The sequence below is a fragment of the Jeotgalibaca sp. PTS2502 genome (assembly GCF_001975685.1).
Lineage (GTDB): Bacteria > Bacillota > Bacilli > Lactobacillales > Aerococcaceae > Jeotgalibaca > Jeotgalibaca arthritidis.
In genome coordinates this window covers 1,683,822-1,710,706 of record NZ_CP019433.1, presented here as the reverse complement: position 1 = coordinate 1,710,706, position 26,885 = coordinate 1,683,822, and the positions used below count along the sequence as shown (strand labels likewise).

29 protein-coding genes are annotated in these 26,885 nt (G+C 35.9%); 28 read left to right on the top strand and 1 reads right to left on the bottom strand.

All coding sequences use genetic code 11. From position 1 onward, the window contains the following. The first annotated feature begins 570 nt into the window (after window positions 1-570). The 5 genes from rpmH to aroQ all read left to right on the top strand — a co-directional run bounded on the left by rpmH (window position 571) and on the right by aroQ (window position 3,357). Window positions 571-705, top strand: coding sequence for a 50S ribosomal protein L34 (gene rpmH / locus BW721_RS08445; RefSeq protein WP_076767859.1), 135 nt, complete (start codon window positions 571-573; stop codon window positions 703-705). A gap of 70 nt (window positions 706-775) precedes the next feature. After that, a complete protein-coding gene (gene rnpA / locus BW721_RS08440; protein ID WP_076767857.1) occupies window positions 776-1,114 on the top strand; it encodes a ribonuclease P protein component in 339 nt (112 codons plus the stop codon). 33 nt (window positions 1,115-1,147) lie between these two features. Continuing rightward, a complete protein-coding gene (locus BW721_RS08435) occupies window positions 1,148-1,981 on the top strand; it encodes a YidC/Oxa1 family membrane protein insertase (RefSeq protein WP_076767855.1) in 834 nt (277 codons plus the stop codon). 30 nt (window positions 1,982-2,011) lie between these two features. Then, window positions 2,012-2,821 (top strand): RNA-binding cell elongation regulator Jag/EloR, encoded by an 810-nt coding sequence (jag, locus tag BW721_RS08430; RefSeq protein WP_076767853.1) that lies wholly within the window; start codon window positions 2,012-2,014, stop codon window positions 2,819-2,821. 95 nt (window positions 2,822-2,916) lie between these two features. Further along, a complete protein-coding gene (gene aroQ / locus BW721_RS08425; protein WP_076767851.1) occupies window positions 2,917-3,357 on the top strand; it encodes a type II 3-dehydroquinate dehydratase in 441 nt (146 codons plus the stop codon). Between the two features lie 537 nt (window positions 3,358-3,894). Here the strand turns inward: aroQ and BW721_RS08420 are convergent. Next, entirely contained in the window at window positions 3,895-4,893 is a 999-nt protein-coding gene (locus BW721_RS08420; protein WP_076767849.1) for a YeiH family protein, read from the bottom strand. Window positions 4,894-5,083: 190 nt separating this feature from the next. Between BW721_RS08420 and BW721_RS08415 the strand changes: the two genes are divergently transcribed. The 23 genes from BW721_RS08415 to BW721_RS08305 all read left to right on the top strand — a co-directional run bounded on the left by BW721_RS08415 (window position 5,084) and on the right by BW721_RS08305 (window position 26,879). Continuing rightward, window positions 5,084-6,871, top strand: coding sequence for a methyl-accepting chemotaxis protein (locus tag BW721_RS08415; protein WP_083686842.1), 1,788 nt, complete (start codon window positions 5,084-5,086; stop codon window positions 6,869-6,871). A 29-nt stretch (window positions 6,872-6,900) separates the two neighbouring features. Continuing rightward, on the top strand, window positions 6,901-7,344 hold the full coding sequence (locus BW721_RS08410) for a chemotaxis protein CheW (RefSeq protein WP_076767847.1): 444 nt from the start codon (window positions 6,901-6,903) through the stop codon (window positions 7,342-7,344). Between the two features lie 14 nt (window positions 7,345-7,358). Then, on the top strand, window positions 7,359-7,844 hold the full coding sequence (locus tag BW721_RS08405) for a chemotaxis protein CheD (RefSeq protein ID WP_076767845.1): 486 nt from the start codon (window positions 7,359-7,361) through the stop codon (window positions 7,842-7,844). Between the two features lie 19 nt (window positions 7,845-7,863). After that, window positions 7,864-8,883 (top strand): protein-glutamate methylesterase/protein-glutamine glutaminase, encoded by a 1,020-nt coding sequence (locus BW721_RS08400; protein WP_083686919.1) that lies wholly within the window; start codon window positions 7,864-7,866, stop codon window positions 8,881-8,883. Further along, the gene (locus tag BW721_RS08395) at window positions 8,880-9,656 is read left to right on the top strand and encodes a CheR family methyltransferase (protein ID WP_076767841.1); all 777 of its coding nucleotides are present in this window, start codon (window positions 8,880-8,882) and stop codon (window positions 9,654-9,656) included. The genes BW721_RS08400 and BW721_RS08395 overlap by 4 nt, the downstream gene beginning before the upstream one ends. A 13-nt stretch (window positions 9,657-9,669) precedes the next feature. After that, window positions 9,670-11,646: a chemotaxis protein CheA gene (locus tag BW721_RS08390; protein ID WP_076767839.1), complete on the top strand. Its 1,977-nt coding sequence runs from the start codon at window positions 9,670-9,672 to the stop codon at window positions 11,644-11,646. After that, complete coding sequence (locus tag BW721_RS08385) at window positions 11,639-12,232, top strand: chemotaxis protein CheC (RefSeq protein ID WP_076767836.1); 594 nt, start codon at window positions 11,639-11,641, stop codon at window positions 12,230-12,232. The genes BW721_RS08390 and BW721_RS08385 overlap by 8 nt, the downstream gene beginning before the upstream one ends. 15 nt (window positions 12,233-12,247) lie before the next feature. Further along, the gene (locus BW721_RS08380) at window positions 12,248-12,610 is read left to right on the top strand and encodes a response regulator (protein ID WP_076767834.1); all 363 of its coding nucleotides are present in this window, start codon (window positions 12,248-12,250) and stop codon (window positions 12,608-12,610) included. A 13-nt stretch (window positions 12,611-12,623) separates the two neighbouring features. After that, window positions 12,624-13,046: a chemotaxis protein CheW gene (locus tag BW721_RS08375; RefSeq protein WP_076767833.1), complete on the top strand. Its 423-nt coding sequence runs from the start codon at window positions 12,624-12,626 to the stop codon at window positions 13,044-13,046. Between the two features lie 2 nt (window positions 13,047-13,048). After that, the gene (fliM, locus tag BW721_RS08370) at window positions 13,049-14,044 is read left to right on the top strand and encodes a flagellar motor switch protein FliM (protein WP_076767831.1); all 996 of its coding nucleotides are present in this window, start codon (window positions 13,049-13,051) and stop codon (window positions 14,042-14,044) included. Next, window positions 14,041-15,120 (top strand): flagellar motor switch phosphatase FliY, encoded by a 1,080-nt coding sequence (gene fliY / locus BW721_RS08365; protein ID WP_076767829.1) that lies wholly within the window; start codon window positions 14,041-14,043, stop codon window positions 15,118-15,120. The genes fliM and fliY overlap by 4 nt, the downstream gene beginning before the upstream one ends. A 261-nt stretch (window positions 15,121-15,381) precedes the next feature. Continuing rightward, window positions 15,382-15,675 carry a flagellar biosynthesis anti-sigma factor FlgM gene (gene flgM / locus BW721_RS08360; protein ID WP_076767826.1) on the top strand — a complete coding sequence of 98 codons (294 nt, stop codon included), beginning with the start codon at window positions 15,382-15,384 and terminating at the stop codon, window positions 15,673-15,675. Then, entirely contained in the window at window positions 15,675-16,043 is a 369-nt protein-coding gene (locus BW721_RS08355) for a hypothetical protein (RefSeq protein ID WP_076767824.1), read from the top strand. Before flgM ends, BW721_RS08355 begins: the two co-directional genes overlap by 1 nt. Before the next feature lie 10 nt (window positions 16,044-16,053). Further along, window positions 16,054-17,502, top strand: a complete 1,449-nt coding sequence (flgK, locus tag BW721_RS08350; RefSeq protein WP_076767822.1) for a flagellar hook-associated protein FlgK — start codon at window positions 16,054-16,056, stop codon at window positions 17,500-17,502. A 2-nt stretch (window positions 17,503-17,504) separates the two neighbouring features. Next, window positions 17,505-18,413: a flagellar hook-associated protein FlgL gene (flgL, locus tag BW721_RS08345; protein ID WP_076767820.1), complete on the top strand. Its 909-nt coding sequence runs from the start codon at window positions 17,505-17,507 to the stop codon at window positions 18,411-18,413. A 123-nt stretch (window positions 18,414-18,536) separates the two neighbouring features. Beyond that, window positions 18,537-19,136, top strand: coding sequence for a hypothetical protein (locus BW721_RS08340; RefSeq protein ID WP_076767818.1), 600 nt, complete (start codon window positions 18,537-18,539; stop codon window positions 19,134-19,136). Between the two features lie 10 nt (window positions 19,137-19,146). After that, the gene (locus BW721_RS08335; protein WP_076767816.1) at window positions 19,147-20,976 is read left to right on the top strand and encodes a motility associated factor glycosyltransferase family protein; all 1,830 of its coding nucleotides are present in this window, start codon (window positions 19,147-19,149) and stop codon (window positions 20,974-20,976) included. Between the two features lie 58 nt (window positions 20,977-21,034). Then, complete coding sequence (gene pseB / locus BW721_RS08330; protein WP_232222913.1) at window positions 21,035-21,970, top strand: UDP-N-acetylglucosamine 4,6-dehydratase (inverting); 936 nt, start codon at window positions 21,035-21,037, stop codon at window positions 21,968-21,970. 23 nt (window positions 21,971-21,993) lie between these two features. Further along, window positions 21,994-23,184, top strand: a complete 1,191-nt coding sequence (gene pseC / locus BW721_RS08325; RefSeq protein ID WP_076767814.1) for a UDP-4-amino-4,6-dideoxy-N-acetyl-beta-L-altrosamine transaminase — start codon at window positions 21,994-21,996, stop codon at window positions 23,182-23,184. 8 nt (window positions 23,185-23,192) lie between these two features. Then, window positions 23,193-23,936: a cytidylyltransferase domain-containing protein gene (locus BW721_RS08320; RefSeq protein WP_076767812.1), complete on the top strand. Its 744-nt coding sequence runs from the start codon at window positions 23,193-23,195 to the stop codon at window positions 23,934-23,936. 36 nt (window positions 23,937-23,972) lie between these two features. Next, window positions 23,973-24,812, top strand: coding sequence for a methionyl-tRNA formyltransferase (locus BW721_RS08315; protein WP_076767810.1), 840 nt, complete (start codon window positions 23,973-23,975; stop codon window positions 24,810-24,812). 25 nt (window positions 24,813-24,837) lie between these two features. After that, window positions 24,838-25,857, top strand: a complete 1,020-nt coding sequence (gene pseI / locus BW721_RS08310; RefSeq protein ID WP_076767808.1) for a pseudaminic acid synthase — start codon at window positions 24,838-24,840, stop codon at window positions 25,855-25,857. Next, window positions 25,854-26,879: a hypothetical protein gene (locus tag BW721_RS08305; RefSeq protein ID WP_076767806.1), complete on the top strand. Its 1,026-nt coding sequence runs from the start codon at window positions 25,854-25,856 to the stop codon at window positions 26,877-26,879. The genes pseI and BW721_RS08305 overlap by 4 nt, the downstream gene beginning before the upstream one ends. Window positions 26,880-26,885: the final 6 nt, after the last annotated feature.

Here is a 26,885-nt window from a genome sequence, read left to right as displayed (position 1 = left end):
TTTTTAAATTTTTAATCTGGGAACTTTTTTCAAAAGACCAGGTCCTTCCTATTTTAGCATTATGTATAAAAGTTTTCCACAACAGATTTACTTGTGCATAAACATATAAAAAGGGCGTTCAAAAGTTTTCCACAGGATTAAAAATAACTGTGCATACAAAAATAATCCAAAGTTTAATTATTCTTAGCTGGGGATAACTACTCATTTTGAAAGATTGTCACATCAATACTTTTAAGCGATATCCACAGTTTTTAAAAGTTGTCCACAAAACAAGACACACACCTTGTTGCCATGTGGAAAAGTGGTGGAATACTTGAGGATAGCTATTTTACTAAAAAAAGTTATACAAACGGTTGTGTAAAATAAAAAAGACTTGTGGATAAAAAAAACAAACAAATAAAAAAAATTTCTTTCTCTTATAGAAGAAATGTGCTATTATAGTTAAGTGAGTTTTAAAAAATAACTTTTACTTGACAGAGTGGTCTCTGTTTCTTTATAATATCGGAGACTGTCTATAGGATATTAAATTGCCATAATAGAAGAAAAGTAATCTCAGGAGGTGTACGAGTAATGAAAAGAACATTCCAACCTAAAAAACGCAAACGTCAAACAGTTCATGGATTCCGTAAACGTATGAGTACTAAAAACGGCCGCAACGTATTAGCAAGTAGACGCCGCAAAGGAAGAAAAGTATTGTCTGCATAAGATCACTGACCGTCAGTGGTCTTTTTTTTTACAAATTATCAGCATTTTATAAAAATAGAGGGGGGACAAGATGCGAAAATCTTTTCGAGTTAAGAAAGAAAAAGAGTTCCAACGTGTATTTCATCATGGCGCTTCTAAAGCGAATCGACAATTTGTTGTCTATGTCCTGCCTAAAGAAGATCAGCAACACTTTCGAGTAGGGCTTTCTGTTGGAAAAAAAATAGGTAATGCAGTCACACGAAATGCCATTAAGCGTAAAATTCGCCAGTCTTTGTTGGAATTAAAGCCAATGATTAAGGCTGATATTGATTTTATTGTGATTGCCCGTCCACCAACTGCAGAAATGTCTACAGAAGAAGTTAAAAAAAGCTTGATACATGTGTTAAAATTAGCTCATGTGATGGAATAGTCATTTAATATAGGTTTTAAGGAGGAACTGTCGTTGTCAAAGCGAAAACGATTACTTTTTACACTTAGTTTGCTTGCTGTTATGATGGTCTTATCAGCATGTGGAAGTACTGAGGCGATTACGTCTGAAAGTACAGGATTTTGGGATGGGATGATTATTTACAATTTCTCTCGTATGATCATTTGGTTATCAAATATGTTCTTTGGTAGCTACGGAATGGGAATTATTGTTTTTACAGTCATTATCAGAGTAATTTTGATTCCATTAAATTACTTCCAAACAAAGAGCACACGCAAGATGCAAGACGTACAACCACAAATCAAAGCCTTGCAAGAGAAACATTCATCAAAAGACACTGAAACGAAAGAATTGTTACAAGCTGAAATTTCACGTGTCTATGCGGAAAATGATGTCAATCCATATATGGGATGTTTGCCTGCATTAGTGCAAATGCCTGTTATGATTGCACTTTATCAAGCAATTAGTCGTACAGAAATTTTACGTTCAAGCTCATTCTTATGGATGAACTTAGGTTCACGTGACCCGTACTTTATTTTCCCAATTTTAGCAGCAATCCTAACATTCTATACATCTAAATTAACGATGATGACGCAACCTGATGGCGGCGGTCAAGGTAAAGCAATGATGTATACAATGCCAGCTATGATTTTATTTATGGGTATTTCATTGCCAAGTGCTTTGTCTCTATACTGGACGGTAAGTAACGCCTTCTCAGTTGGACAAACGCTAATCATGAATAATCCTTATAAAGTAATTAACGAGCGCAAAGCAGAAGCAAGCAAGAAACGCGAGTTAGAAAAAGCATTAGAAAAAGCTAAAAATCCGAAAAAGAAAAGAAGAAAATAAACTTTTTTGAAATGGAAGGATGGAACAACAATGGAAAATGAAAAAATTGTAGTAAGAGATACAACGGTTGATCAAGCAATCAGCAAAGGGTTAGCTCAACTTAATTTAGGAACCCATGATGTTGACATCAAAATCATTTCTGAAGGAAAAAAAGGTCTGTTTGGTTTTGGACAAAAAGATGCTGAGGTTGAAATAACACCGAAACAACTTCCTGAAATGAAAGAACCTGGTAATAGTTCAGTTTTTGAAAACGAAGAACGTGCTGATTATATTTCAGACCATCAAACGGAAGAAAATCTTGATTCAGAAGAAGACAATTACGAATATACGGATACGATTACCTACGAGGTAGTTGACGAAGATGAAGAGCTTCCAGCAGAATCTAACAAAGAAGAAGCGATTCAAAAAGTGATTGACTACTTAACGACGACGGTTGAAGTATACGGTGCTGATGCAAAAGTGACTGCTGAAGAAACGAGCCAAGCAATCACTTTTAATATTGAAAGTGATAAAGCAGGCTTAATCATTGGTAAGCATGGTAAAATCATCAACGCCTTACAAACACTTGCTCAAACAGTCTACCAACAAAATGAACGCAAGCGTGCGTCAGTTATTGTTAACGTTGGCGATTACCGTGAAAGACGTGAAAAAATTCTTGAAAATATCGCTGATCGAACAGCAGAACGTGTTCTACGGACGAAACAACCTGTTTTCCTAGAGCCACTGCCAGCCTTTGAAAGAAAACAAATTCATGCTCGCTTAAGTAAAAATGACCGCCTTTCAACACATTCAGAAGGTAAAGAACCACACCGTTACCTAGTTGTTGAAATCGCAGAATAATCAATCAAAGAACCAAGCTGATTGCGGCTTGGTTCTTTTTATTTTTCTCAAATACGGTATACTAATGCTAAATGACGTGAAAAGGAGTCGAAGGCATGAAAAAAGTATTAGTCTTGCATGGTGTTAATTTAAATATGTTTGGCAAACGAGATCCTCATCATTATGGGACAGAAAATTTGGATGATATTAATGCGGCTATTCAACAATTAGCTGATGAGCTAGAGGTTAATGTCACCGTATTTCAAACAAATCATGAAGGGGAAATGGTAGAGCAGATTCATCAAGCCTTTGACGATCAGATTTCCGCTGTGGTGATTAATGCTGGTGCTTGGACGCATTATAGCTATGCTATTCGGGATGCCTTGGCGATTTTAACTGTCCCTATTATTGAAGTACATATGTCTCACATTCATGCCCGAGAAGCGTTCCGTCACCAGTCTGTTTTCGCAGAGGTTGCAAGAGGGCAGATCTCTGGTTTTGGCAAGGATAGCTATTTGCTCGGATTAAGGGCTGCTGTTTCAGCTATTGATAAATAATAGGATTATAAAGGCATTAGGAAGTGTTTAAAACGCTTCCTAATGCCTTTTAATAGACTAGGGGATTATAAGTTCAGCCATCAATGTCTAGCTCCCAAGTCCTGACCTAGTGAAAAAAAGATAAATTTGCCCCATTGCGCGCTTCGCTGCTCGCTAACGCCTATCATTCGACTAACCCGCTGAAGCGTGAAGTCTCCTGACAATTCAGGGTCAAATTTCCTATTTTTTCATAGGCCAAGGCGGACTTGTCCGCTTTTCTTATTTTGCTTAAAATATCGAGTGGGCACCATTTTAGCGCCTCACGCGATAGAATTATCTTTTTCTTGCTTCTATATTCAATGTCATAAGGATGAGAATGGAAAAGACGAGACTCATATGTCTGATTAACTATATCTATGTCTATTTCAGAAACCGTGTTGTAGCAACTATTGAGAACGCTAGGTAAGTCCGTTTCGTCTGAAAAGCCAAGTGTTTAGCGGAATATCGGAATATTTCCTGTTAAATGAAGTCCATTCTAAGATGCAGCTTCCATGGAGTTTAATAGAAAATAGAAATGAGAATAATAGCTACAAGAGCTTGCAATAAACCAATAGAAAATCCATAAGCCATTACTTTTGGCCCTTCTTTTAGAATGTCCCTCATGTTAATTCGCATTCCAATCGCTGCAAGAGCAATAATCTCAAATTGACTGCTAGCTGTTTTCGTAAATGAAAGGGCAGTTTGAGGGAGGATAGTCAAGCTACGGACAATAAATAAAATAAGAAAACCAATAATAAACCAAGGGATATTAATCGAAACGCTGGTAGACTCTTCTTGTTTGTTTTTAAAGAAAGATTCACCTTCCGTTAAGTTTAAACGACTAAAGCTAATTCCAACAACAGCAATCATTAGAACCCGAATTAATTTGAAAACAGTCGCTAAATTGACGACATCATCATTCACCAACTTAGCAGATGCCACAACTTGCCCAACAGATTGAATAACGCCGCCGATAAGTGCTGAAGTCGGAAGAAGTTCATGATTGTAAAGGAAGAGCGCAACGAGTGGCAACCCCATCATCATGACGGTACCAACGACATTGACAGTTGTAATCGCCATGCCTTTATCTTTACTTTCTGCATCCAAAATAGGTGAAACCGTTCCGATAGCAGCAGTGCCACATACGGCATTTCCAGCAGCCATTAGTAAAGAAAAAACTTTGGAAAACTTAAATAATTTTCCTAGAACAATAGCAATCAGAATAGTTGTTAACAGTTGAATAAATACAAAGACTAACCCGACTAGACCAATTTCTCTCATCATTTGGAAGTCCAAGGTGAGACCATTTAATACAATCGCTACTTCTAACAATCGTTTCTCAGCGAATTGTGTACCTGGATTTAATCTAGGATGAATGAAGAGTGTATTACCAAATAACATTCCTAATGCAATCGCGATTAAAGCTGCGCTCAATTGAGGAAGAAAATTAGTCAAAAATTGACTAAGTAAGGATATGAATAGACTGATTAATAAGCCAGGTAAAATTGTAATAAACATAAATAAAACCGCCTTTTTGATTACATATTCTGTTTACTATATTTTATTTTCACAATTTCGTCAAAAACATAGTCTTATTTCAAACTATTTCTTACTTACAAGTTAAATAAATGTAAGAAAAGACCGATATGAGAATTAGCAGAAAATATCGCACTATAATAAAAGTGTAGTCAATAAGGGAGTGTAAGTGTTGGATACAACAGAAAAAAACAAGAAAGAAAAACAAAAATTTGATTGGAGTAAAATCAAAGGAAAATTTCAATCAGGGACGTTCAAACGTTTTGATGTTAACAATCAAACCATTCGTGTACGATTATTATTAAGTTTCTCTATTGTTATCATTTTTATGAGCGGGTTGGGAATTGCGAACTTTATTACGTTTAGAAGCATTAATAACGATATCAAAAAAATCGTTGAAGAAGAATTTGTGATTCAACAAAATTATGACAAGATTTCTTACTACATGGCGCAAAAAATCTCAGCGGTTAGAGCATACCTTTTAACAGGCCGTGAAAGCTACATTATTGAATTCAACAATTATAGACTATGGAGTGCTGAGAACGAGAAAATAATCAGCAATATTGATAATTCAATTACCAATGAGAACTTATTCACTTCAATGGCAATATGGGATGAATCTGTTCAAACTGATATTTTTGATATAGTTACAGAAGGTGACCGTGCGGCAGCGATGTTGAATATGAACGGTAATGTGAATCCGAAAGGCGAACAGATTATTAGTAATTTGTCTAGTCAAGCAACAACTAAATCAGCTGAAATTCGTTTAGAAACGAATAGCTTAATGAAGAAAATTACAACATCAATCAGCACAATGATTATCACGATTGTGGTCATTATTGTCTTATCCGTATTTGTAGCTGTTTTCTTCGCTAATCATTTTTCTAAGGCAATTAGTAAAGTTGTCACTCGTCTAAAATCAATTGAAGAAGGTCAACTTAACCAAGAATTATTAGAAGTAGAAGGTGCTGGTGAATTGGCTGATTTAGGTCATTCTGCAAATGCCTTGCAAACGACACTTTATGAAATTATGACGGTTCTTTCATTAGGTGCAGAAGACATGACGCAACAAAGTGAAGAACTATCTCAATCATCTAGTGAAGTAAAAGCAGGCTCTGAACAAGTAGCGATTACCATGCAAGAATTATCAATTGGTACAGAAAACCAAGCACATTCTGCTAGTCAATTATCAGCTAACATGGAAGCATTTAACCACAAGTTCATGGATGTATCCGAGACAACTGAGAAAGTAACCGTATATTCTGAAGACGTTCTAACGCTATCAGGAAAAGGTAAAGAGTTGATGAACTCATCTAGCCAACAAATGGAAAAGATCAATGAGATTGTTCAAGACGCAACTGTCAAGATGACAGAACTTGATAAAGGGACAAAAGAGATTACAAAATTGGTTGATATTATCCAAAATGTTTCAAAACAAACCAATTTATTAGCATTAAATGCAGCAATAGAAGCAGCGAGAGCTGGCGAACACGGACGAGGATTTGCGGTTGTTGCTGAAGAAGTTCGTAAACTATCTGAACAAGTAGCGGTTTCTGTTAAAGAAATCACCCTATTTGTTGAGAACATTAACCGTGAAGCGAACGACGTAAGCGCGTCTCTACAAGAAGGCTTCCGTGAAGCAGAAGCAGGCCTAGTTGGCATTAAAGAAACAAACCTAACATTTGATGAAATTACTCATTCATTACAAAGCGTCGTTGAACATATCAATGGCGTTAGCACAAGTTTGAATGATTTAACAGAAACAGGAAAAGAAATGAATCATTCGATTTCTGAGATTGCTTCAGTTTCCGAAGAATCAGCGGCAGGTGTTGAAGAAACCTCAGCAGCGTCACAACAAATCAACAGTACAATGGAAGAGGTAGCTGTTAACGCTGGACAAATTGCTAAACTAGCAGAAAACCTAAGCGAAATTGTTCGAAGATTCCAATTGTACCCTTAAGAAGACAGAGTTGATAAAGGAGGATGACGATGGAACAGTTTATTTTATTTGAAGCCAATACGCAGAAAATAGCTCTGCCTATCCAAGTGGTTGAACGAATTATTGAATTCGATAAAGGAATTGCTATACCCGATACGTCCGATTACCTAATGGGACTGCATCGCTATAACGATGAGAACCTTGTTCTGATTGATATGAACATGCGACTCTTTAAAACACCGATTCAAGCGACTGAAGATAGTAAAATTATTGTCGTAGATTGGAAAGACAAGAAATTAGGATTAGCAGTCGATCAAGTGACAACTGTCCAACGATTCGAAAGCAATCCTAATCAAAAACAGTCTGATGAGAATAAAACGAAATATATAGTAGAAACATTTCAATTAAATGATGAGATTATTCTTCATCTGGATGTCGAACAGTTATTCCAAGATGAAGCTTCAAACGAAATTATGATTGTCTTAGCTAAATAAAGGAGAGAAACGCGATGCTGGAGGAAGCAATAAAAGTAGGAATTGGAGATTATAAGGTAGCCAACGCGCCCCAATCATTAATAACTGTAGCATTGGGGTCATGTGTCGGCATTGCTTTGTATGACCCGATTTCAAAAGTTGGTGGATTGAGCCATATTATGCTTCCGGATAGCACAGCTTTTCGAGGAGAAAAGAAAGTAGAAAAGTTTGCTGATCTGGCGATCCCTTCTTTAGTAGAAGACTTAAAAAAAATAGGGGCATCACCTAGACTAGAAGCAAAAATTGCAGGCGGCGCAAGTATGTTTAAGTTGAAGAATTCTATTGCGCGCGAACAGATTGGACAACGTAATATCGCAGCTGTTAAGCAAGTTCTATCCGATTTAAAAATTCCGATCATTGGTGAACATACTGGTGAAGATTATGGTAGAACGATGTGGCTGGATTTAGAAGATCTGTCTGTTACAGTTCGCACAGCGCAACGTGAATATCTCGACTTGTAATAGAGGAAGGGTGAGTATGATGGCAACACGCATCTTAGTTGTAGATGATTCTGCATTCATGCGGAAAATATTGACAGAGCAAATCTCTGCAATTAACGGATTTGAAGTGATTGGCACAGCCCGGAGCGGTGAAGACGCCTTAAATAAAATGGCGCTCCTTCGCCCTGATATTATCACGCTTGATGTTGAAATGCCTGGAATGAACGGTCTCGAAACCGTTAAGAAAATTAGGAAAATCAGCGATTTGCCCGTATTCATGCTGAGTTCCTTGCAAGGGAAAGAAATAACCATTGCTGCTCTTGAATCAGGAGCCACTGATTTTATTGAAAAGCCACAAAATCTAAGAGAAAACGCAGCAGAATTCCAACGCCAGTTGGCTTATCACTTAAAATCAGTTCTTCAAAAGGATGAAGATGACAGTGGCGCAAAAAAAGAATTTACACCAGCTAACGAAGCAGATATTCTTGATCAGGCTTATAAAGCCATCGTGATTGGCGCTTCAACCGGAGGACCACGTGCACTGATGCAGCTCGTTCAGGCGATACCGTCAACGTTAGCTATTCCTATTTTTATTGTTCAGCATATGCCGGAAGGCTTTACCGCTTCATTTGCTAAACGACTGAACGACAGTGCGCAAGTTCCTGTTAAGGAAGCGAGTCATTTGGAAAAAATACAAGCTGGAACAGTCTATGTTGCACCAGGAAATTATCATATGCATATTCATCAGGATGAGCTGTTTTTAACTCAAACCGAAAAACGAAATGGCGTTAGGCCAGCCGTTGATCACTTATTTGAATCAGCAGCGCCTCTGTATAAGAATCGCTTGTTGTCGGTTATTTTAACTGGCATGGGGAAAGATGGTACGCAAGGAATGCAGGCTGTGAAAGAAGCGGGGGGTTATACGCTAGCTCAGAACAAAGAATCTTGTGTGGTCTATGGTATGCCGGGAAGTGCTGTTGATGCTGGCGTCGTAGATATTTGCGTCCATTTGAACTGCATTTCAGACATCATTAATAAAGTTGCGAGGACAAGTAAATGACACTACAATTTGAGAAGTTTTATGATTGGACGAAATCAGAGTTAAATCTACAATTAGACGGTTACAAACAAAGACAATTACAGCGTCGCATTACGACTATTATGAAGAAGAGTGGGGCCACTGACTTAGCGAGTTATGCCGAAAAAATAAAAAATGATGCGCAAATTAGAAATGATTTTTTGGACTATATCACGATTAATGTCACCGAGTTTTTCCGAAACAAAGACATTTTCGCTGACTTTGAAACGGTATTAACTGAAGAGTTACCTCAAAAGTTTCCAGAATTAAAAATTTGGAGCGCAGCATGTTCAACTGGTGCAGAAGCTTATTCGATGGCCATCGCCCTGAAAAAGAAAAATTTGGAGAGTCGAGCAAAAATTATTGGAACAGATCTAGATCTAAATATTTTAGAAAAAGCACGCAAAGGAATCTACCGTGATGCCGACGTTAAAAATGTCGAAGCGGTAGATTTGCAACGTTTCTTTAAAGCAGACGAACCCTTTTACCACCTGAGTGATGACATAAAGAAATTGGTCGAGTTCAAGAAGCATGATTTAATTGTCGGAAAATACGATAAAGGTTATCACGTCATTCTATGTCGAAATGTAACGATTTATTTCAACGACGAAGTAAAAGATGACCTTTATCAAAAAATGAGCGATGCGCTTGTACCGGGTGGTATTTTCTTTATTGGTGCAACCGAAACGATTTATAACCCTGCAAAATACGGATTACGAAAAATAGGATCATTCTTGTACGAAAAAATAGAATAAAGGAGGATGACAAATGGATGATAATTCTCAGTACCTAGATATGTTTTACGAGGAAACTGATGATAACTTGATGAAGCTAAACGATTTAGTCTTAGATTTGGAACACAATCCAACTGACTTATCCATCGTTGATGAAATTTTCCGCTCTGCCCATACATTAAAAGGAATGGCAGCGACAATGGGATTCACAACTATGACGGAAGTGACGCACAAGTTGGAAAATGTCTTTTCCTTTTTAAAGGAAAAAAATCAAGCTGCTAACGAAACAATCATTACAATTGTATTGAAGAGTTTGGATGCCTTGGCTGAAATTATGGACCGCATTCGTGCGGGAGAATCAGACTCAGGTGACTATTCTGATATTATTGCCATGTGTGACAAGGTAACGTCAGAAGGCGCGACAGCGAACCAACCAACTGAAGCTGCAGTAGAGGCAGCCATTGTGTCAACGATGACATTAGACGACTCAGATTGGGAAGTTGCTAAAAGTGCTCAAAAGGATGGTTATAAAGCTTACACCATTGCTGTCAAAATTGAGTCAGATAGCATGATGGCAAATGCGAGAGCCTTTTTGGTGATGAGTAAGCTGGAAGAGTTCGGAGAAATTATTAAAACTGAACCATCGCCAGATGTGTTAGAAACAGACGATTTTGGACATCTATTCAAATGTCTTTATTTTTCAGAAATTGATGAAGCCAGCATCGTTGAAACCATTAAACAAATTAGTGAAGTAGAGACAGTAGTTATTAATAAGCTTCAAAAAGAGGAAACAACTGTTAAAAAGGAAGAGCAAAATACACAAGTTACGGCGAAAAAAGCTGCTGCAAACCACCAACCTAACCATTCGATTCGGGTTGATATTGATAAGTTAGATTCCTTTATGAGCTTGGTATCAGAATTGGTTGTTTATCGGACTCAGCTCGAGGATATTAGCCAAAAAACAGGTAATCAACCATTAGAAGAAACACTGACTTATGTGTCTCGGATTACCAATGAACTACAAAGTCTTGTTCTTAATATTCGAATGCAGCCGTTACAAACGGTAACCAACCGTTTCCCACGTTTAGTTCGTGACTTGAGTTCAGATGCTGGTAAGCCAATGGACTTGGTTATTGAAGGTGACGATACAGAACTAGATCGTACGATCGTATCAGAACTGGGCGAACCATTGATTCACTTGATTCGAAATAGTGCAGACCATGGTATCGAAAATCCAGAACGACGTCTTGAGCTTGGTAAGGATGTTAGAGGGACTATTAAAATCTCTGCTTATCAAGAAGGAAACCGCGTATTAATTTCTGTTTCAGACGACGGTAAGGGATTGGATGCTGAAGCAATTAAGGCAAGTGCTGAACGTAAAGGCATTTCAACAGATGGTTTAACAACACAAGAAATTCAAGAACTCATTTTCCATCCAGGCTTCTCGACTAAGCAAGAAGTAACGAAAGTTTCTGGTCGCGGTGTTGGGATGGATGTTGTTAAAACTAAGATTCAAGAACTAGGCGGTAGCATTGACATTGTCAGCGAACCTAATAAAGGAACTATTTTCCGGTTAAGCTTGCCGTTAACTTTATCTATTATTCCAGCTCTATTAGTGAAGGTAGAAGAGCACACATTGGCTATACCGCTAAGTGTGATTAATAAAGTGATTAGAATGGATACAGATGCAGTTAAACAAACGCATAACGGTGAAATTCTAATGGTAGGCGACAAAGGTATTTCACTCATTCGTTTAGAAAAACAGCTCCAGCTTGCTGCTGATAATGACGAGGCTAGCCATGTCATTATTGTAACTATTGAAGGCAAACAATATGCCTTGGCAGTTGATGCGATTGTGCGCCAGCAAGAAATTGTTATCCAAGAGCTAGGACCTGAAGTTGGACAAGACGTACCTTATTTAGGCGCTGCTATTATGGGTGACGGAAGCATGATATTAATTCTAGATATTACAGCCATCTGTTTAGAAAGGAATCGAATGCTAAATGTCTGAAAAATATACGGCAAGCCAACTAGATATATTGAAAGAAGTTCTGAACATAGGTGGCGGCAATGCCGCAACCAGCTTATCAAAACTACTCGATAAAACAGTCAATATGAGAGTTCCTGTCCTAGAAAGAATGGCTTATGAAGCAGTATTTGAACAGATTATGCCGGCAGATACCGTTGTTCGTGCCGTTCAAATGCAATCAGCGGGCGATATTGAAGGAATGTTTCTATTTGTCTTGAGTGATTTAGGGTTTAACGATATTACAAGAGAATTGCTAAAGGGCTATGAAGCCAAGGAAGAGTTGGCAGAATCAGCAGTTTGTGAGCTAGTCAATATCCTTGTGAATACCTTCGTACAGGCTATTTCAACCTTACTTGATTTAAAGGTACAAACAGATGTACCATACATTATGGAGGATATGTTTGGTTCATTATTAACTAGTGCATATTTAGAAGAGTTACAGTATGATGAGAACCTATGGATATTTAAAAATGAATATTTAATCGAAGGGATTAAGTGGGAGTCCTCCCTTTACTTTGTTCCTCAAAATGGTATGTTAGAAAAATTAATGACAGAGATAAAATTTTAAAGGGGTAGTATAAAAATGGCGAAAAATATTTTAATTGTAGACGATGCAGCTTTCATGAGAATGAAATTGAAAGATATTTTAGAAAAAAACGGCTATAATGTTGTTGGAGAAGCTCAAAACGGCTTGGAAGCAGTTAGCCTATATAAAGAAGTAAAACCAGACCTTGTAACAATGGATATTACCATGCCAGAAATGGATGGCATTGAAGCATTGAAACAAATCAAAGCAGTTGACCCTGCAGCAAAAGTAATCATGTGTAGTGCTATGGGACAACAAGGTATGGTAATGGAAGCAATTAAAATGGGAGCTATTGATTTTATCGTTAAGCCATTTGATACAGCTCGAGTAATCAAGTCACTAAGTAAAGTTAGTTTGTAATGGAGGGGTTTAGTTGCAACTTGTCATTTTTTCTCTAAAAGATAAAGTTTATGCAATACGTTCTAGTGAAGTAGAGGAAATAACAGATCCTCAAAAATGGACAGACGTTCCCCAATCACCTGCTTGGTTGCTAGGGTTAATTAATTTGCGAGGAAATGTTATTTCTCTTATAGACTTTGACAAATTTCTGAATAATCACCAAAACCCTATAAACGAAGAGAATTTATGCTACAATAATACGGTAATTATTAACAGCGGCAACCGGAAAGTAGCATTCGCATTAGGAAAAGTAGAAGAAGTGATTGATATTGAAGATGATCATATTCAACTAGCAGAAGAGCAAGTCAATGATGCGATTGAAGGAGTTTTATTTAGAGACGATCAGATTGTGAATCTTATCAATTTGCCGACTTTATTTTCCAAGAATGAGGGGTAAACGTGAATCCAGTTTTATCGCAAGAAGAAATTGATGCATTGATGGAAGGTATGAAGACCGGAGAAATCGATGTAGCCAAGATTGAAGAAAAAGAACAACCTAAAGTAAAAAGCTATGATTTTAGAAGACCGGTTCGCTTATCCAAGGAATATGTGTCGACTTTAAACATGGTTTTTGAAGAATATTCAAAAATTGCTAGCAACCTATTGACGACACAGCTGCGTTCTAATGTATCTGTTGACTTAATGTCAATTGAACAAGTTAGTTTTGACGAATTTATGCATTCGGTCCCTCGTTTCACCATGATGGGTATGTTCCATGCAGATCCTCAACCAGGTATTCAAATTGTCGAAATAAACCCACAAATTTGTTTCCAACTCGTTGAAATTTTATGTGGGAGTTCAGAAGATAATATATTTAAAGATGAAGTCACAAAAGATTATTTTACAGAAATTGAATTAGCTATTTTAGAAGATGTTATCCGCCAATTCGGGGATGCCTTCCAACATGCATGGCGAGACATTATTCAACTTGAAGTGAGAATGGACTCTATGGAGAACAACTCGCAAACGATTCAAGCTATATCTCCTAATGAACCTGTAACCCTTGTTACCTTTACCATTGAAATGATGGGCGATACCTCATTTATGAACTTGTGTATCCCATATGTTTTCTTTGAAACATTACTGGATAAGTTGAGCTTGCGAAATTGGTTTCATTCAGGTAAAGGCACAGATTCTACAGAGCAAGAGCAATTAGCTAAAAACATTCAAGGTGTCCGGTTAGATTTAGAGGTTCTACTCGGAAAGACACACATTAATTTAGATAATTTCCTGCAGTTAGAAGTAGGAGACATTATTACATTAGACAAAAGAATAAATGAACCACTTCTTCTTTCGATTGAACAGGAACCGTACTATTTAGTGAAGCCGGGCGTTAGAGACGATATGATGGCAGTAGAAGTGTTAGAGGATATAGGAGGAAATCAAGAAGAATGAGCGATTCAGCATTAACACAAGAAGAAATTGATGCAATGATGATGGGTCTAAATGCACCAGCTGATGAAGCACCAGCCAATGAAGCATTAAGCCAAATGGATAAGGATATTATTGGCGAAGTTGGAAACATCTCTATGTCTCAAGCTGCTACTACCTTATCTGAAATCTTGGGCTACAAAGTTACCATCACAACACCACGCGTAAAAGCAACAAATATGAAAAACATCCTTGCTGCTTCATATAAACCAAAAGTTGTCACATCTATTGAATTTAAAAAAGGCATCATAGGGAACAATATGCTAATGCTAGATGTGAGTGACTCTGGTAAGATTGCTAACCTCATGATGGGCGGCGATGGACAAGTTCAATCTGAAACACTAACAGAAATTGAAATGAGTGCCGTTGCTGAAGCAATGAATCAAATGATTGGGTCAGCTTCAACAGCTATGGCAACTATGTTCAGCAGAACCGTAGATATTTTCCCACCAGATGTATCACTTTGGGATGAGAAGAACAGCATTAACTTTGATGAAAGTAAATTAGATATTCCTGTATGTGAAATCTCATTTGAATTAGAAGTAGAATCCGTACTCAATAGTACGATTATGCAAGTGTTCACACTAGATGCAGTTCATGATATAACACGCATCATGTTGGAAGATAAAGCAACTGTTATTGAAGACGTTACCCCACCAGCAGCGCCAGTAGTTGAACAAGCACCACCAACTGCACCAGAAACAAGCGCTGTAGAAGAAGTATCCGTTACCGTTAAGAAACCAGAATTCCAACAGCTGGATAATGCGGATCCTAAACACCGCCCAAAAAATCTAGATTTAATTATGGATGTTCCGCTTGAACTAAGCGTTATGTTAGGACAAAGTAAAAAGACCATCCGCGATATTTTATCATTAGGGACAGGCTCAGTTGTCGAATTAGATAAGATGACAGAAGAGCCACTAAGTATTTATGTAAATGGTAAAATGATTGCTGAAGGCGAAGTTGTTGTGATTAACGAAAACTTTGGGATCAGAATTACTAATATTTTAAGCAAAGAAAACCGTTTAAATAACTTATAACATAAATCAGGAAGGACTTGAGATGCGAATGTGCGGCTCAAGTCCTTTTTATATGGGCTGGTGCCGGCGAAACTGTCGAGTGAGCCCGAAATAAGTTCTCAGTCGACAGTTTAAGTCCAATTCGACCTCTTGCACTTCACTTCCTTTTTTAATAAAATAGTGAAAGACTATTAACTATTAATAAAAATAACCGATAGATAGTAAGAGCGAGGATATAAACCTCATTATGAAGCGATTTAAAATTAAAGGAGGCTCTTCAAAATGAAAATCACTAATGGACATCAACATTATTTAAATAACGTTCGCAACAGTCATACACAATCTGCTGAGAGCCAAAAGCAACCTATTCAAAAAACACAGCAACAAGACTATGTATCTGTAGAAATTTCAGATGAAGCAAAGAAATTATCTCAAGCAACATTAAGCAGTTCTGCCAATGAGAAATTAGATGCAATCAAAAAAGCAATCCAAGATGGAAACTACCAGGTTTCAGCTGACAAAATTGCTTCTGGCATGATGGATGCAATGGCTGAACAGAAAAAGGATAGAGTGTAATGGCACAAGATAAAAATGGTTTGCAACTGTTAGAAGACTTTATCAGCTTATTAGAAACAGAAAAAGGTATTCTAACGTCTAATAACAGTAAAGAACTAGCAGCAATCGTAGAACAAAAACAACATTTCGTAGACAGCTTACCAACAATTGATTTCAGTGGTGTAGACCGAGAATTAGTTGAGGAAGCTGTTTTTAGAATTCGCGAACTACAAGAAACAAACCTGTTGCTGACTCAACAGAGTATGCAATTCGTTGATAATGTCATTACAGCCTTCAATGAAGGCGTTAAAAAATCAACTAAAACATACTCCAAAGAGGGGTACCACACAGGCGCTTCACAAGCCAACTTGTTGAATCAGTCGCTATAGGAGGAAGACCATGTCAGGATTATTTGGAACATTAAATATTGGAACAAGAGGAATGGCAGCCTCTCAAACAGCGCTGCAAACAACAAGTCATAACCTAGCTAACATGAACACAGACGGATACACACGCCAACGTGTTAATTTCGAAGCTGAAAATCCCTATCACTTAGGTGGCGTGGGACAGATTGGAACAGGTGTTAAATTATCTGGAGTCGTTCGTGTCATCGACGACTATGTAACGAAGCAAATCCAACAAGAATCAGGTTCATACAACCGTTATGCTCAAAAATCAGAAATTTTAAGTAAACTAGAAATGATTTTTAATGAGCCATCAGAAACAGGCTTGAGTAACGGACTAAGCAAGTTCTATTCTGCTTGGAACTATCTCGGGTCGAATCCAGAACTGCCAACTGCTAAAACAATGGTTAGCCAAGAAGCACAGAGTTTAGCAGACACATTAGCCCATATGTCTAACCAAATTGAAGGCGTTCAATCAGACACCGTTTACGCCATTCAAAAAGATGTCATGGACTTCAACAACAAGATAGAACAATTAAATACCTTAAACCAACAAATTTTTAATGTGACGGTAAAAGGTGATACACCAAACGATTTGCTTGATCAACGTGACCGTTTAACAACCGAATTAGCAAGTATGTCAAATGTTGAATTCAGTTATGAGAACTACCAAGTTGAAGTGAAACTAGGTGAACATTATCTGTTGAAAGGGAATGCTGTTCAGAAACTAGCCTTTGTATCTGCTGCTGATGACCAAGGCAATATGATGATTGCATCTGAAGACGGTACATATAAAGCTGTCTCAGTAACAAACGGTAGTATCAAAGGCTCACAAGAAGCCCTAGAATTAGTTAACGGTAAGCAAGAAGAATTAAACCGACTTGTTTATTCATTCGCTACAGCAGTTAATACAATCCATAGTAATAACGGCAAAGGAATTCTATTCTTCGAAGTATTTGAAACTAATAGTGCTAAAACACTAAAAGTAAATGTAGATATTTTAGATGACTCTTCAAAAGTCAATGCAGGTCAATCCATTGATGCACCGTCTGATGAACGGCCAGCCGGCGATGGATCACGTGCGACTGCAATCTCAGCATTAGCAACAGCCAAGATTAACTATTTTGGCGCGACATTCGATGCCGAATATGATGAAACAACAATGAGCTTCAAAGCACAAGACAATGGCTCAACAACCAGCGGTGCTTACAACAACATGGTAACAAGCATGGGTATTATGAAAGAACAAGCAGACAATATGGCTGCTAGCCAATCAGAAGTTCTGACCTTCTTAGAAAACAGACGAGGTGCAATATCAGGTGTTTCAATGAATGAGGAAGTTGTCGACATGATGAAATTCAGTAGTGCCTTCCAAGCGAATGCGAGAATCATTTCTGTTGTTGATGAAATGCTTGATACCTTGATTAACCGAACAGGAGTGTAATCATGCGGATAACCGATAATATAATGTCTTCGAGCTATTTAAGAAACTTATCTCGAAACCAACAAAACGTTCAAAAGTATCAAAATCAACTTTCTTCTATGAAGGAAGTATCCAAACCATCTGAAAACCCATTACTTGTTTCAGAAATCATGACCTTAAAATCAAGCATTACTCAAAATGCCCAATACCAAACAACAATTGAAGACTCAATTAGCTGGACAGATATGCAAGATTCAGCCTTATCAAATGCTTCGAATTCATTAATGCGTATTAAGACGCTCGTTCAGTCAGCTGCTAACGACACTATGAATGCAGAAGGACGTACTGCAGTTAAGGCAGAGATTGAAATGGAATTGGCAACCTTTGTGGATGCTCTAAATACAGAAATTGGTGGCCGTCATGTGTTTGGCGGAACTAAAACGACAAAAGTGCCATTTGTCATTGAAAAAGATGCAGATGGCAAGATGACTGGAATCAGTTATCAGGGAACAGATGAAAACATTAGCCGCGAGATTGCGTCTGGCGTTACAGTCCAAATTCCATCAAGTGGGGGCGGATTGTTGAATGAACAAGCAGATGGAACGAATTTAGGTTCGTTATTGTCAGTTGTTCTACAAGGCTTGGATAATAATAATGCGGATGCTATGAGAGACAGCCTTGGAAAGCTCGATAACCAAATTGATAATGTGGTGAGAACACGTACAGAAATCGGTGCAGTTTCTAACCGAATGAAGTCAGCACAGGCTAGAAATGAGAGCCAAGAATTAGGACTGAAAGAAATGTTATCGTCAAAAGAAGACATTGATTTCGCAGAAAAATATATGCAGTTCAATATGGAGTATGTGGCTTACTCAGCATCACTTCAAATGGGAACGAAAGTATTGCAGACATCCATTTTAGACTACCTGTAAACAGGTAGTTTTTTTTAGGTTTTCCACAATCATATCTGTTATTATTTTCAATATAACGATATGATTAAATATATAAGATAAATACCGATAATGAGAATAGTGTTTAAAACTGGAGGAATTAGATTGAAAATTTATATTGATAACCAAATATTAGAGTTCCAAAATACCAGAGAAAATGTGGCTGAGATTTTAATAGCAATTGAAGATACCATTAATAAAACGACGGATACAATCAAATCAATGGACATTGATGGAGAAGAAGTATTTAGTGGTTATGACAATTATTTATTAGACCATATTAACCAAATAGAGGAAGTCAAAATAAATCTGATTAGCTATCAAGAGTTGGTGAACGATACACTTGATACGGCTTTAGAATATCTCGAAAACGCACCAGAGTTAGTTGGAAAATTAGCAGATGATTTTTATAAACAACCAGATGATACATCATGGGCAACCTTAGCAGACTTGTTAGGTGGACTAGATTGGATTATTAATATGAATCAAGCAGTAAAAGCAGAAGCAAAACTAGAAGAAGTTGCTAAAAAACAAACGGGTTGGGTTGAATATTCAGATATTGTCAGCGAGTTTGATGATGTTATTGGCGATTTTGAAGAAGCTATTTTAACTAAGGACACGGTTATGATTGCAGATATTCTATCTTATGAGATTAAAACACGATACGCTGACATGGCTAAACAACTAAAGCCATCTCTAGATTAGGAGGTTAACGATGATACTAGAAGATAATCTAGGGCTGTTAAAATCAGAGTTTCCTAATATCCTCAGCCAACTCAATTTACTTGATAAAGAACTAATTGTGAGTACTCTAGAAGAAACTAAAAATGGACAGAAAACAATTGCTGTTTCAACAAATGGTAAAAAAAATTATTTGCACAGTAAATATAATCCATTACGGGAAGCTGAAACGATTGTATCATCTTTAGAAGATATTGATGATCGTTCAAGTGTCTTATTTTATGGTACAGGCTTAGGTTACCATGTGGAACTACTACTAAAAGAGTACCCAAGCCTTAATTATTATCTTTATGAACCTGTTCCAGAGCTGCTATATTCATTTTTATCCAATGTCAGCATCAAAAAAATGAATATTAACCGTTTTAAAGGAATTGGTACACAAATCGGAGATTCTACTCTTGAGACATTCATCGATCGAAATCGAGATAATTTGAAAATAGTCATTCTCCCTTCCCATCAACAGATTTTCAAGGAAGCTTATCAAACATTTGAAGAAGATTTTTTGGCGCTATTGAAAAGCAAAAAAAATTCACTATACACAAACCAATCTTTTCAAAAGAGATGGGTTATTAATAGTTTAAAGAATTTCAATGAGACATTACAAACTCCAAATATTATTTTGGAAAAGAAAAATAGTTTCAAGGGTAAAACAGCGGTTTTAGTTTCTGCAGGCCCATCGTTAAATGAAGAAATTGAAAATCTTAGAAAGATTAAAGAAGAAGGATTGGCTTATATATTTAGTGTGGGATCTTCTATCAATACATTAATACATCATGGTATCTATCCAGATGCAGCGTGTACGTATGATCCAGGAGTCTTTAACCAAAATGTGTTTGTTACCACAAAACAAAATAATATTCAAACTATCCCTATGATCTATGGTTCTTCTGTAGGTTATGAAACATTAGAAGGATACCCTGGAAGTAAGTACCATATGATAACAAGTCAAGATTCTGTTGCGAGCTATTTCTTAAAAAATGAATCATCAGAACCTATAAATATTATTTCTGATGCGCCATCTATTGCTATTGTGACATTACAATTACTATCAATTTTGGGTTTTAGTACTATTATTTTAGTGGGACAAAATCTAGGTTATAAAGGAAAAGAAAGATATTCTGAGGGAATTTCTTACGCTAAGAAGCTCAGTGAGCAAGAATTAGAAGCAGCTAGTTGGATAAAAGATGTCTATGGGAATGAAATTTTGACAAATGAGACATTTATTGTGATGAGACAGCAGATGGAAAATCTGATTGCTGTTATATCAAACAGTAAAATCATTAATACAACAGCAGGTGGTGCTCATATTGAAGGAACTGAGTTTATCGAATTAAATAAAGTTCTAAAGACGCAACTTATCGAGCCAATTGTCGATAAAGATTGGTTAAAAAATAACAAAACAATGTATGACCACAATCATCTCAATAGACAGATTAAACGAATGGATAGAGCCTATAAAAATGCTTTGGACTTAAATGAAGAGTACACAGCAATATTGGGTAAAATAGAAAAGGCAATCCAAAATAGAAACTATACACAAGCAGAAAATCATTATATTAAGTTGAACACAGCTTTGAGGAAGATAGAAAAAAATGATTTCTATATAACATTCATTCTACCGATGAATAGGGTTCTCTATAAAGTGTTGGTAGATAGCATTGATAGTTTAAACTTAGAGAAAAATCCGAAATTAAAAGGTGAAAAAATCATTCACGGCTTTAGAAAATTTATGACTGTTTGTAAGCAGGATATTAGCATGATTGAAACTCTCTATAAAGAAATGAAGGAGCAATTAATGTGTTAGATAACAAATCTATTTTAATTACTGGTGGAACGGGATCGTTTGGGAAAAATTTATTGAAATGATATTTAAAGAATATAATCCATCCAGAGTCATTATTTATTCAAGAGATGAATTTAAACAGGATCAAGTTAAAAAACTGTTTTCATCTAAGTTAATAAAAGAGCAACAATCTAAATTGCGTTTTTTTATTGGTGATGTAAGAGATAAAGATAGATTATATAGAGCATTTAAAGGTGTTGACTATGTTATACATGCAGCTGCCATGAAGCAAGTGACCGCTAGCGAATATAATCCCTTTGAAGCAATTAAAACTAATATTCATGGGGCACAAAATATTATTGATGCTGCCTTAGATTGTGGCGTAAAAAAAGTTGTTGCACTTTCAACTGACAAAGCAGTAAATCCAATAAACCTTTATGGTGGGACAAAATTAGTTTCTGATAAATTATTTATTTCTGCTAATGCATATTCGGGAGACACTGGTACTGCGTTTTCAGTAGTAAGGTATGGGAATGTGGCGGGTAGTAGAGGTTCAGTCATACCATTCTTTAAAGAGTTATTAGAAAAGGGAGAAAAAGAATTACCTGTTACAGATGTCAGAATGACAAGGTTTTGGATTACACTAGAAGAAGGTGTAAACCTAGTCTTTAAAGCATTAAAAGAATCTAATGGCGGAGAAATCTATATTTCCAAAATACCTTCTTTTAGAATCGGTGATTTAGTGAATGCTTTGTCAGATGACGTTTCTATAAAAGAAGTAGGCATTCGCGAGGGAGAAAAGCTCCACGAAATTATGATACCTAAAGACGAATCTAGAATGACTTACGAGTATGATAAGCACTATATTATTTATCCTCAATTTAATTGGTGGACAGTTGAAAAAATATTTCCCGGTGGTAAACCCATCGCTCAAGACTTTGAATATAATTCAGAAACAAATAAAGAATGGCTTAATGTAGAAGAATTAAGACATAAAATCAATCATTTAATCTAATTTTTTAATCGGAGGAATAAATATTGGAACCAGCATTATATGGTGGAACACCTATAAGAGATACCTTTCTTCCCTATGCGAAACAATTCATTGATGAGAGTGACTTGAATGCAGTGAGTGAGGTTTTACAATCAGATTTTTTAACGACAGGACCGAAAGCAAAAGAGTTTGAAGATGACATTGCATCTTATGTTGGCGCAAAATATGCTGTGACGTTTTCAAATGGAACCGCAGCTTTACATGGAGCATGCTATGCAGCTGGTATTTCTGAAGGTGACGAGGTTATTACGACACCAATGACATTCGCATCATCAGCTAACTGTGTTTTGTTTATGGGAGGAAAACCTGTATTTGCAGATATTGATAAAGATAATTTTAATATTGATATTAATGACATTAAGAAAAAAATAACGTCAAAAACAAAAGCAATTATTCCTGTCGATTACACAGGTCAGGCTGTCAATATAGAAGGAATTAAAGAGTTAGTTAAAGGAAAAGATATTGTTATTATTGAAGATGGGGCCCATTCTTTAGGTACAAAATTTAAAGGTAAACACGTTGGATCGTTAGCTGATATGACAATGTTTAGTTTTCATCCGGTGAAAACAATTACGACTGGTGAAGGTGGCATTATCACTACTAATAATGAAACGTTCTATCATAGACTACTTAGTTTCAGGTCCCATGGCATTGCCCGAGAGCCTGATCAACTAGAAGATAAAAGTAATGGTGGCTGGTATTACGAGCAACAATACCTTGGTTTTAATTATCGAATGACAGATTTTCAAGCCGCTCTAGGTATTAGCCAACTAAAAAAAATAGATGCTTTTATTCAAAGAAGAAAGACTATTGTCAATAGATATAATGAAGCCTTCGCAGAGATAGATGGCTTAATTCTTCAAAAAAATGAAGCATATTCCGATACATCGAACCATCTTTATATTTTAAAATTAGATTTATCTAAAATTAAAGTAGATAGAAAAGAGATATATAATGCTCTAATGGCGGAAAATATTGGGGTAAACGTTCACTATATTCCGGTATATTGGCACCCTTACTACAGGGATTTAGGATTTAAAAAAGGACTGTGCCCAGTAGCAGAAGAAACTTACAAATCAATTGTAACCATACCACTATTTCCAGCTATGTCAGATGATGATATTGATGATGTTATTGCCGGCGTTAAAAAGATTATTGACTATTACAGAAAGTAGTGTGATATATGAAAACTGTAGTAATAATCCAGGCTAGAATGGGTTCTACTCGTCTACCTGGTAAGGTAATGATGAAAATAAACGAAGAAACCGTATTAAGTCATGTTGTTAGGAGAGTTCAGCAAGCAAAAGAAATTGATGAAATTGTTATTGCAACAACGACTTTACCGAGTGATGATGAGATAGTTGCTGAAGTTAAGCGAATAGGCATTAAATATTATAGAGGATCCGAAGATGATGTTTTGTCCAGATACTATTATGCGGCAGAGGCAAGTCAATCAGAGGCCATTGTAAGAATAACCTCTGATTGCCCTCTAATAGACCCAAAAGTAATAGACAAAATGGTTAATGAATATCATAAACTGAAACAAGAAAATCGTGTTGATTATTTAAGTAATACGTTGACCAGAACTTTTCCAAGAGGATTAGATTTAGAAATAATTTCTTTCGATAGTTTGAAGGAAACATTTGAAAGTGCTAAGCAGCCATATGAGAGAGAACATGTCACGCCATATTTTTACGAAAATCCAGATAAGTTCACATTGGTAAATTATTCAATGACTCCGGACTATTCTCAACATAGATGGACATTGGATACTTTGGAAGATTTTGAATTGATTACAAAAATATATAAAGAGCTATACGACAAAGAACATGATTTTTATCTCAGCGAGATTATAGAATTATTTAATCAGAAAAAAGAGCTTGTAGGTATTAATAAAAATATCAGGCAAAAATGTTATAAAAAATAGTTTTTTTATTAATATAACTAGGTAAAGGAGTCTTCAATGAATAAAAGTGTCGTATTTTGTGGCTATGGTAGTCTAGCTATAGAATGTTTAAAAGTATTAATTAAAAATGGATATGATATTCATTTTATCTTAACGCATAAAGATAGTTCTTCTTACACACTAACTGATTTTGCAACAGAAAATGGAATACAATACTATTACGATGATATGAGAAAGAATAATGTGTTTGATAGTAATCAAATATCAGTAGAGTACATCATTAGTATTAATTATAGATATATTCTTCCAAAGAAATTTTTTGATAATTCAAAGTATGCAATAAACATCCACGGCTCGTTATTGCCTAGTTATCGGGGAAGGACGCCTCACGTATGGAGTATAATAAATGGTGAAGAGTATTCAGGTGTAACATGTCATTTGATTGACGAAGGTATTGATACTGGGGAAATTATAGAACAAGTTAGAGTGAAAATTGAGACTTCTGATACGGGATATTCATTGCTGAAAAAATTTGAGGAAATATATCCTTCTTTATTAATAGATTCGTTAACTAAGATTGAAGCAGGATTTGTCGCTATTAAACAAGATAGCACAAAAGCTTCTTACTACGGTAAGAGAATACCAGAAATGGGCTATATTGACTTTTATAAAAATAAAAGTCAAATCATTAATTTTGTAAGAGCCCAAGCATATCCATATCCAGGAGCATATTATTTTCTGAATAATGGAAAAAAAATAATTATAAATACTATTGAGAATGAATATAATACAAACATATATATAGAAAAAATTGCTGTAATTACGGATATAGGTAATGAGTATTATGTAAGATGTAATGATGGTATTTTAAAAATAGTTGATTATAAGATTATTTAAAAAGAGAAAAATACAGGTGGAAAAAATGATAAACTATGATAGAACAGTAATTATCGCTGAGTTATCTGCTAACCATGGTCATGATATTCAAATTGCAAAAGATACTATAAAGGCAGCAAAAGATGCTGGTGCAGATGCGATAAAAATTCAGACTTATACGCCAGATACAATTACAATAGATTGTAATAATGACTATTTTCAGGTTAAGCAAGGGACCGTTTGGGATGGGACAACCTTCTATGAACTATATAAAGAGGCCTACACACCTTGGGAATGGCATCAAGAATTATTTGATTATGCGAGAGAAATTGGAATGACAATATTCTCATCACCATTTGATAAAACGGCCGTTGATTTACTAGAAGAATTAAATACGCCTATTTATAAAATTGCGTCTTTTGAGATAACAGATATTCCACTAATTGAATATGTTGCATCAAAAGGGAAACCAGTTATTATCTCTACGGGCATTGCAACTATTGAGGAAATAAAAGAAGCGGTTGATACGTGTAAAAAAATGGGAAATAACGATGTGACTCTATTAAAATGTACGAGCGCTTATCCGTCACCGTATGAGGAAATGAATTTATTAACGATACCTAACATGAAACAAACGTTTGGAGTAAATGTTGGACTTTCAGACCACTCTCTAGGTAGTACCGTTGCTATTGGAGCAGTAGCACTCGGTGCGAGATTTATAGAGAAACATGTTATTCTTGATAGAAGTATAGGTGGACCAGATTCTTCATTTTCCATGGAAATAGATGAATTTAAAGAAATGGTAGACGAAATAAGACATATTGAGTCAGCCTTAGGGGAAATTACCTATGATTTAAACGAGAAAACGAAAAAGAATAGAGAGTTTTCTAGGTCACTTTTTTTTACAGAAGATATTAAAAAAGGTGAAGTGATTTCTGAAAAGAATATGAGGTCTATACGACCTGGATATGGCTTACATCCGAGAAATTATAACAAAATAATAGGTAGGCAAGTCTCCAAAGATATTGATAGAGGAACACCAGTTGATTGGAGTTTAATTGATTGAAAATGATATTGATACGTACTTTAGGTGGAGAAAATATCGGTTACGGGCACTTTTATAGGTGCCTTTCTTTGGCGAAAGGATTAATCTACTTAAATAAAGAAATTAACATTATTTTTCTAGTTAATGAAGAATTAAAAAAGTTATTAAAAGATACACTATTTGAATTCAGAGTACTAAATAATATAGAAGAAGATCTGATATTTATTAAAACTATACCAGTGGACTTATTTATTTTTGATTCCTATTTAGGAAATGATGTGTATTTAAAAGAAATTAAGAAAAGAACAAAACTGATGTTAATTGATGATAATAACGATCTATATGATTCCTCTATTCCAGATATTATTAATAATGGAAATATTTATGCGCCTAAGCTAAATTACAAGAAAAATAACGATCAAATTTGTCTGTTAGGAACTGAATATTTACTGATGAAGGAAGAATATTGGCTTCATAATGAAGAAAAAACGCATAAGGAAGGAATCGTTGTTACAACAGGTGGAACGGATCCACATTCTACAATGATAAAAATATTAAGTGCTATTAAAAATATAGGGGTTAATATAAAAGCGATAATAGGTCCGGGTTTTCCAGATAGCTACATTAAAGAAATAGAGAACTTACCTATAGAAAATCTAGAGATTATTTATAAACCAAATAGTTTAAAAAAATTAATAAAGGCTGCAAAGATTGTTATTACTGCAGGCGGTAGTACGGTGTATGAAGTCATTTCGCAAAAAAGTATTCCAATTATTTTTAGTATAGCAGCTAATCAAGACTTAATATGTTCTTCTTTACAAGAGTTTGGCGTACCGTATTTAGGGAAAGCTCCAGAAATCGACTATTTAAAACTAAATGATAGTTTAGAAGACTATTTTATAAGTAATAGGGGCAAGCTAGCAGTTTTAGAGAGCCTAGTAACAGGGAGAGGAGCCCTGTTAGTTGCTGAGGAAATTTTAAGAGCGATAGGTATAGTAAATAATTTGAAAAATCATAGTGAAGGGGGAGTGATTTATGGCTAAGACTCA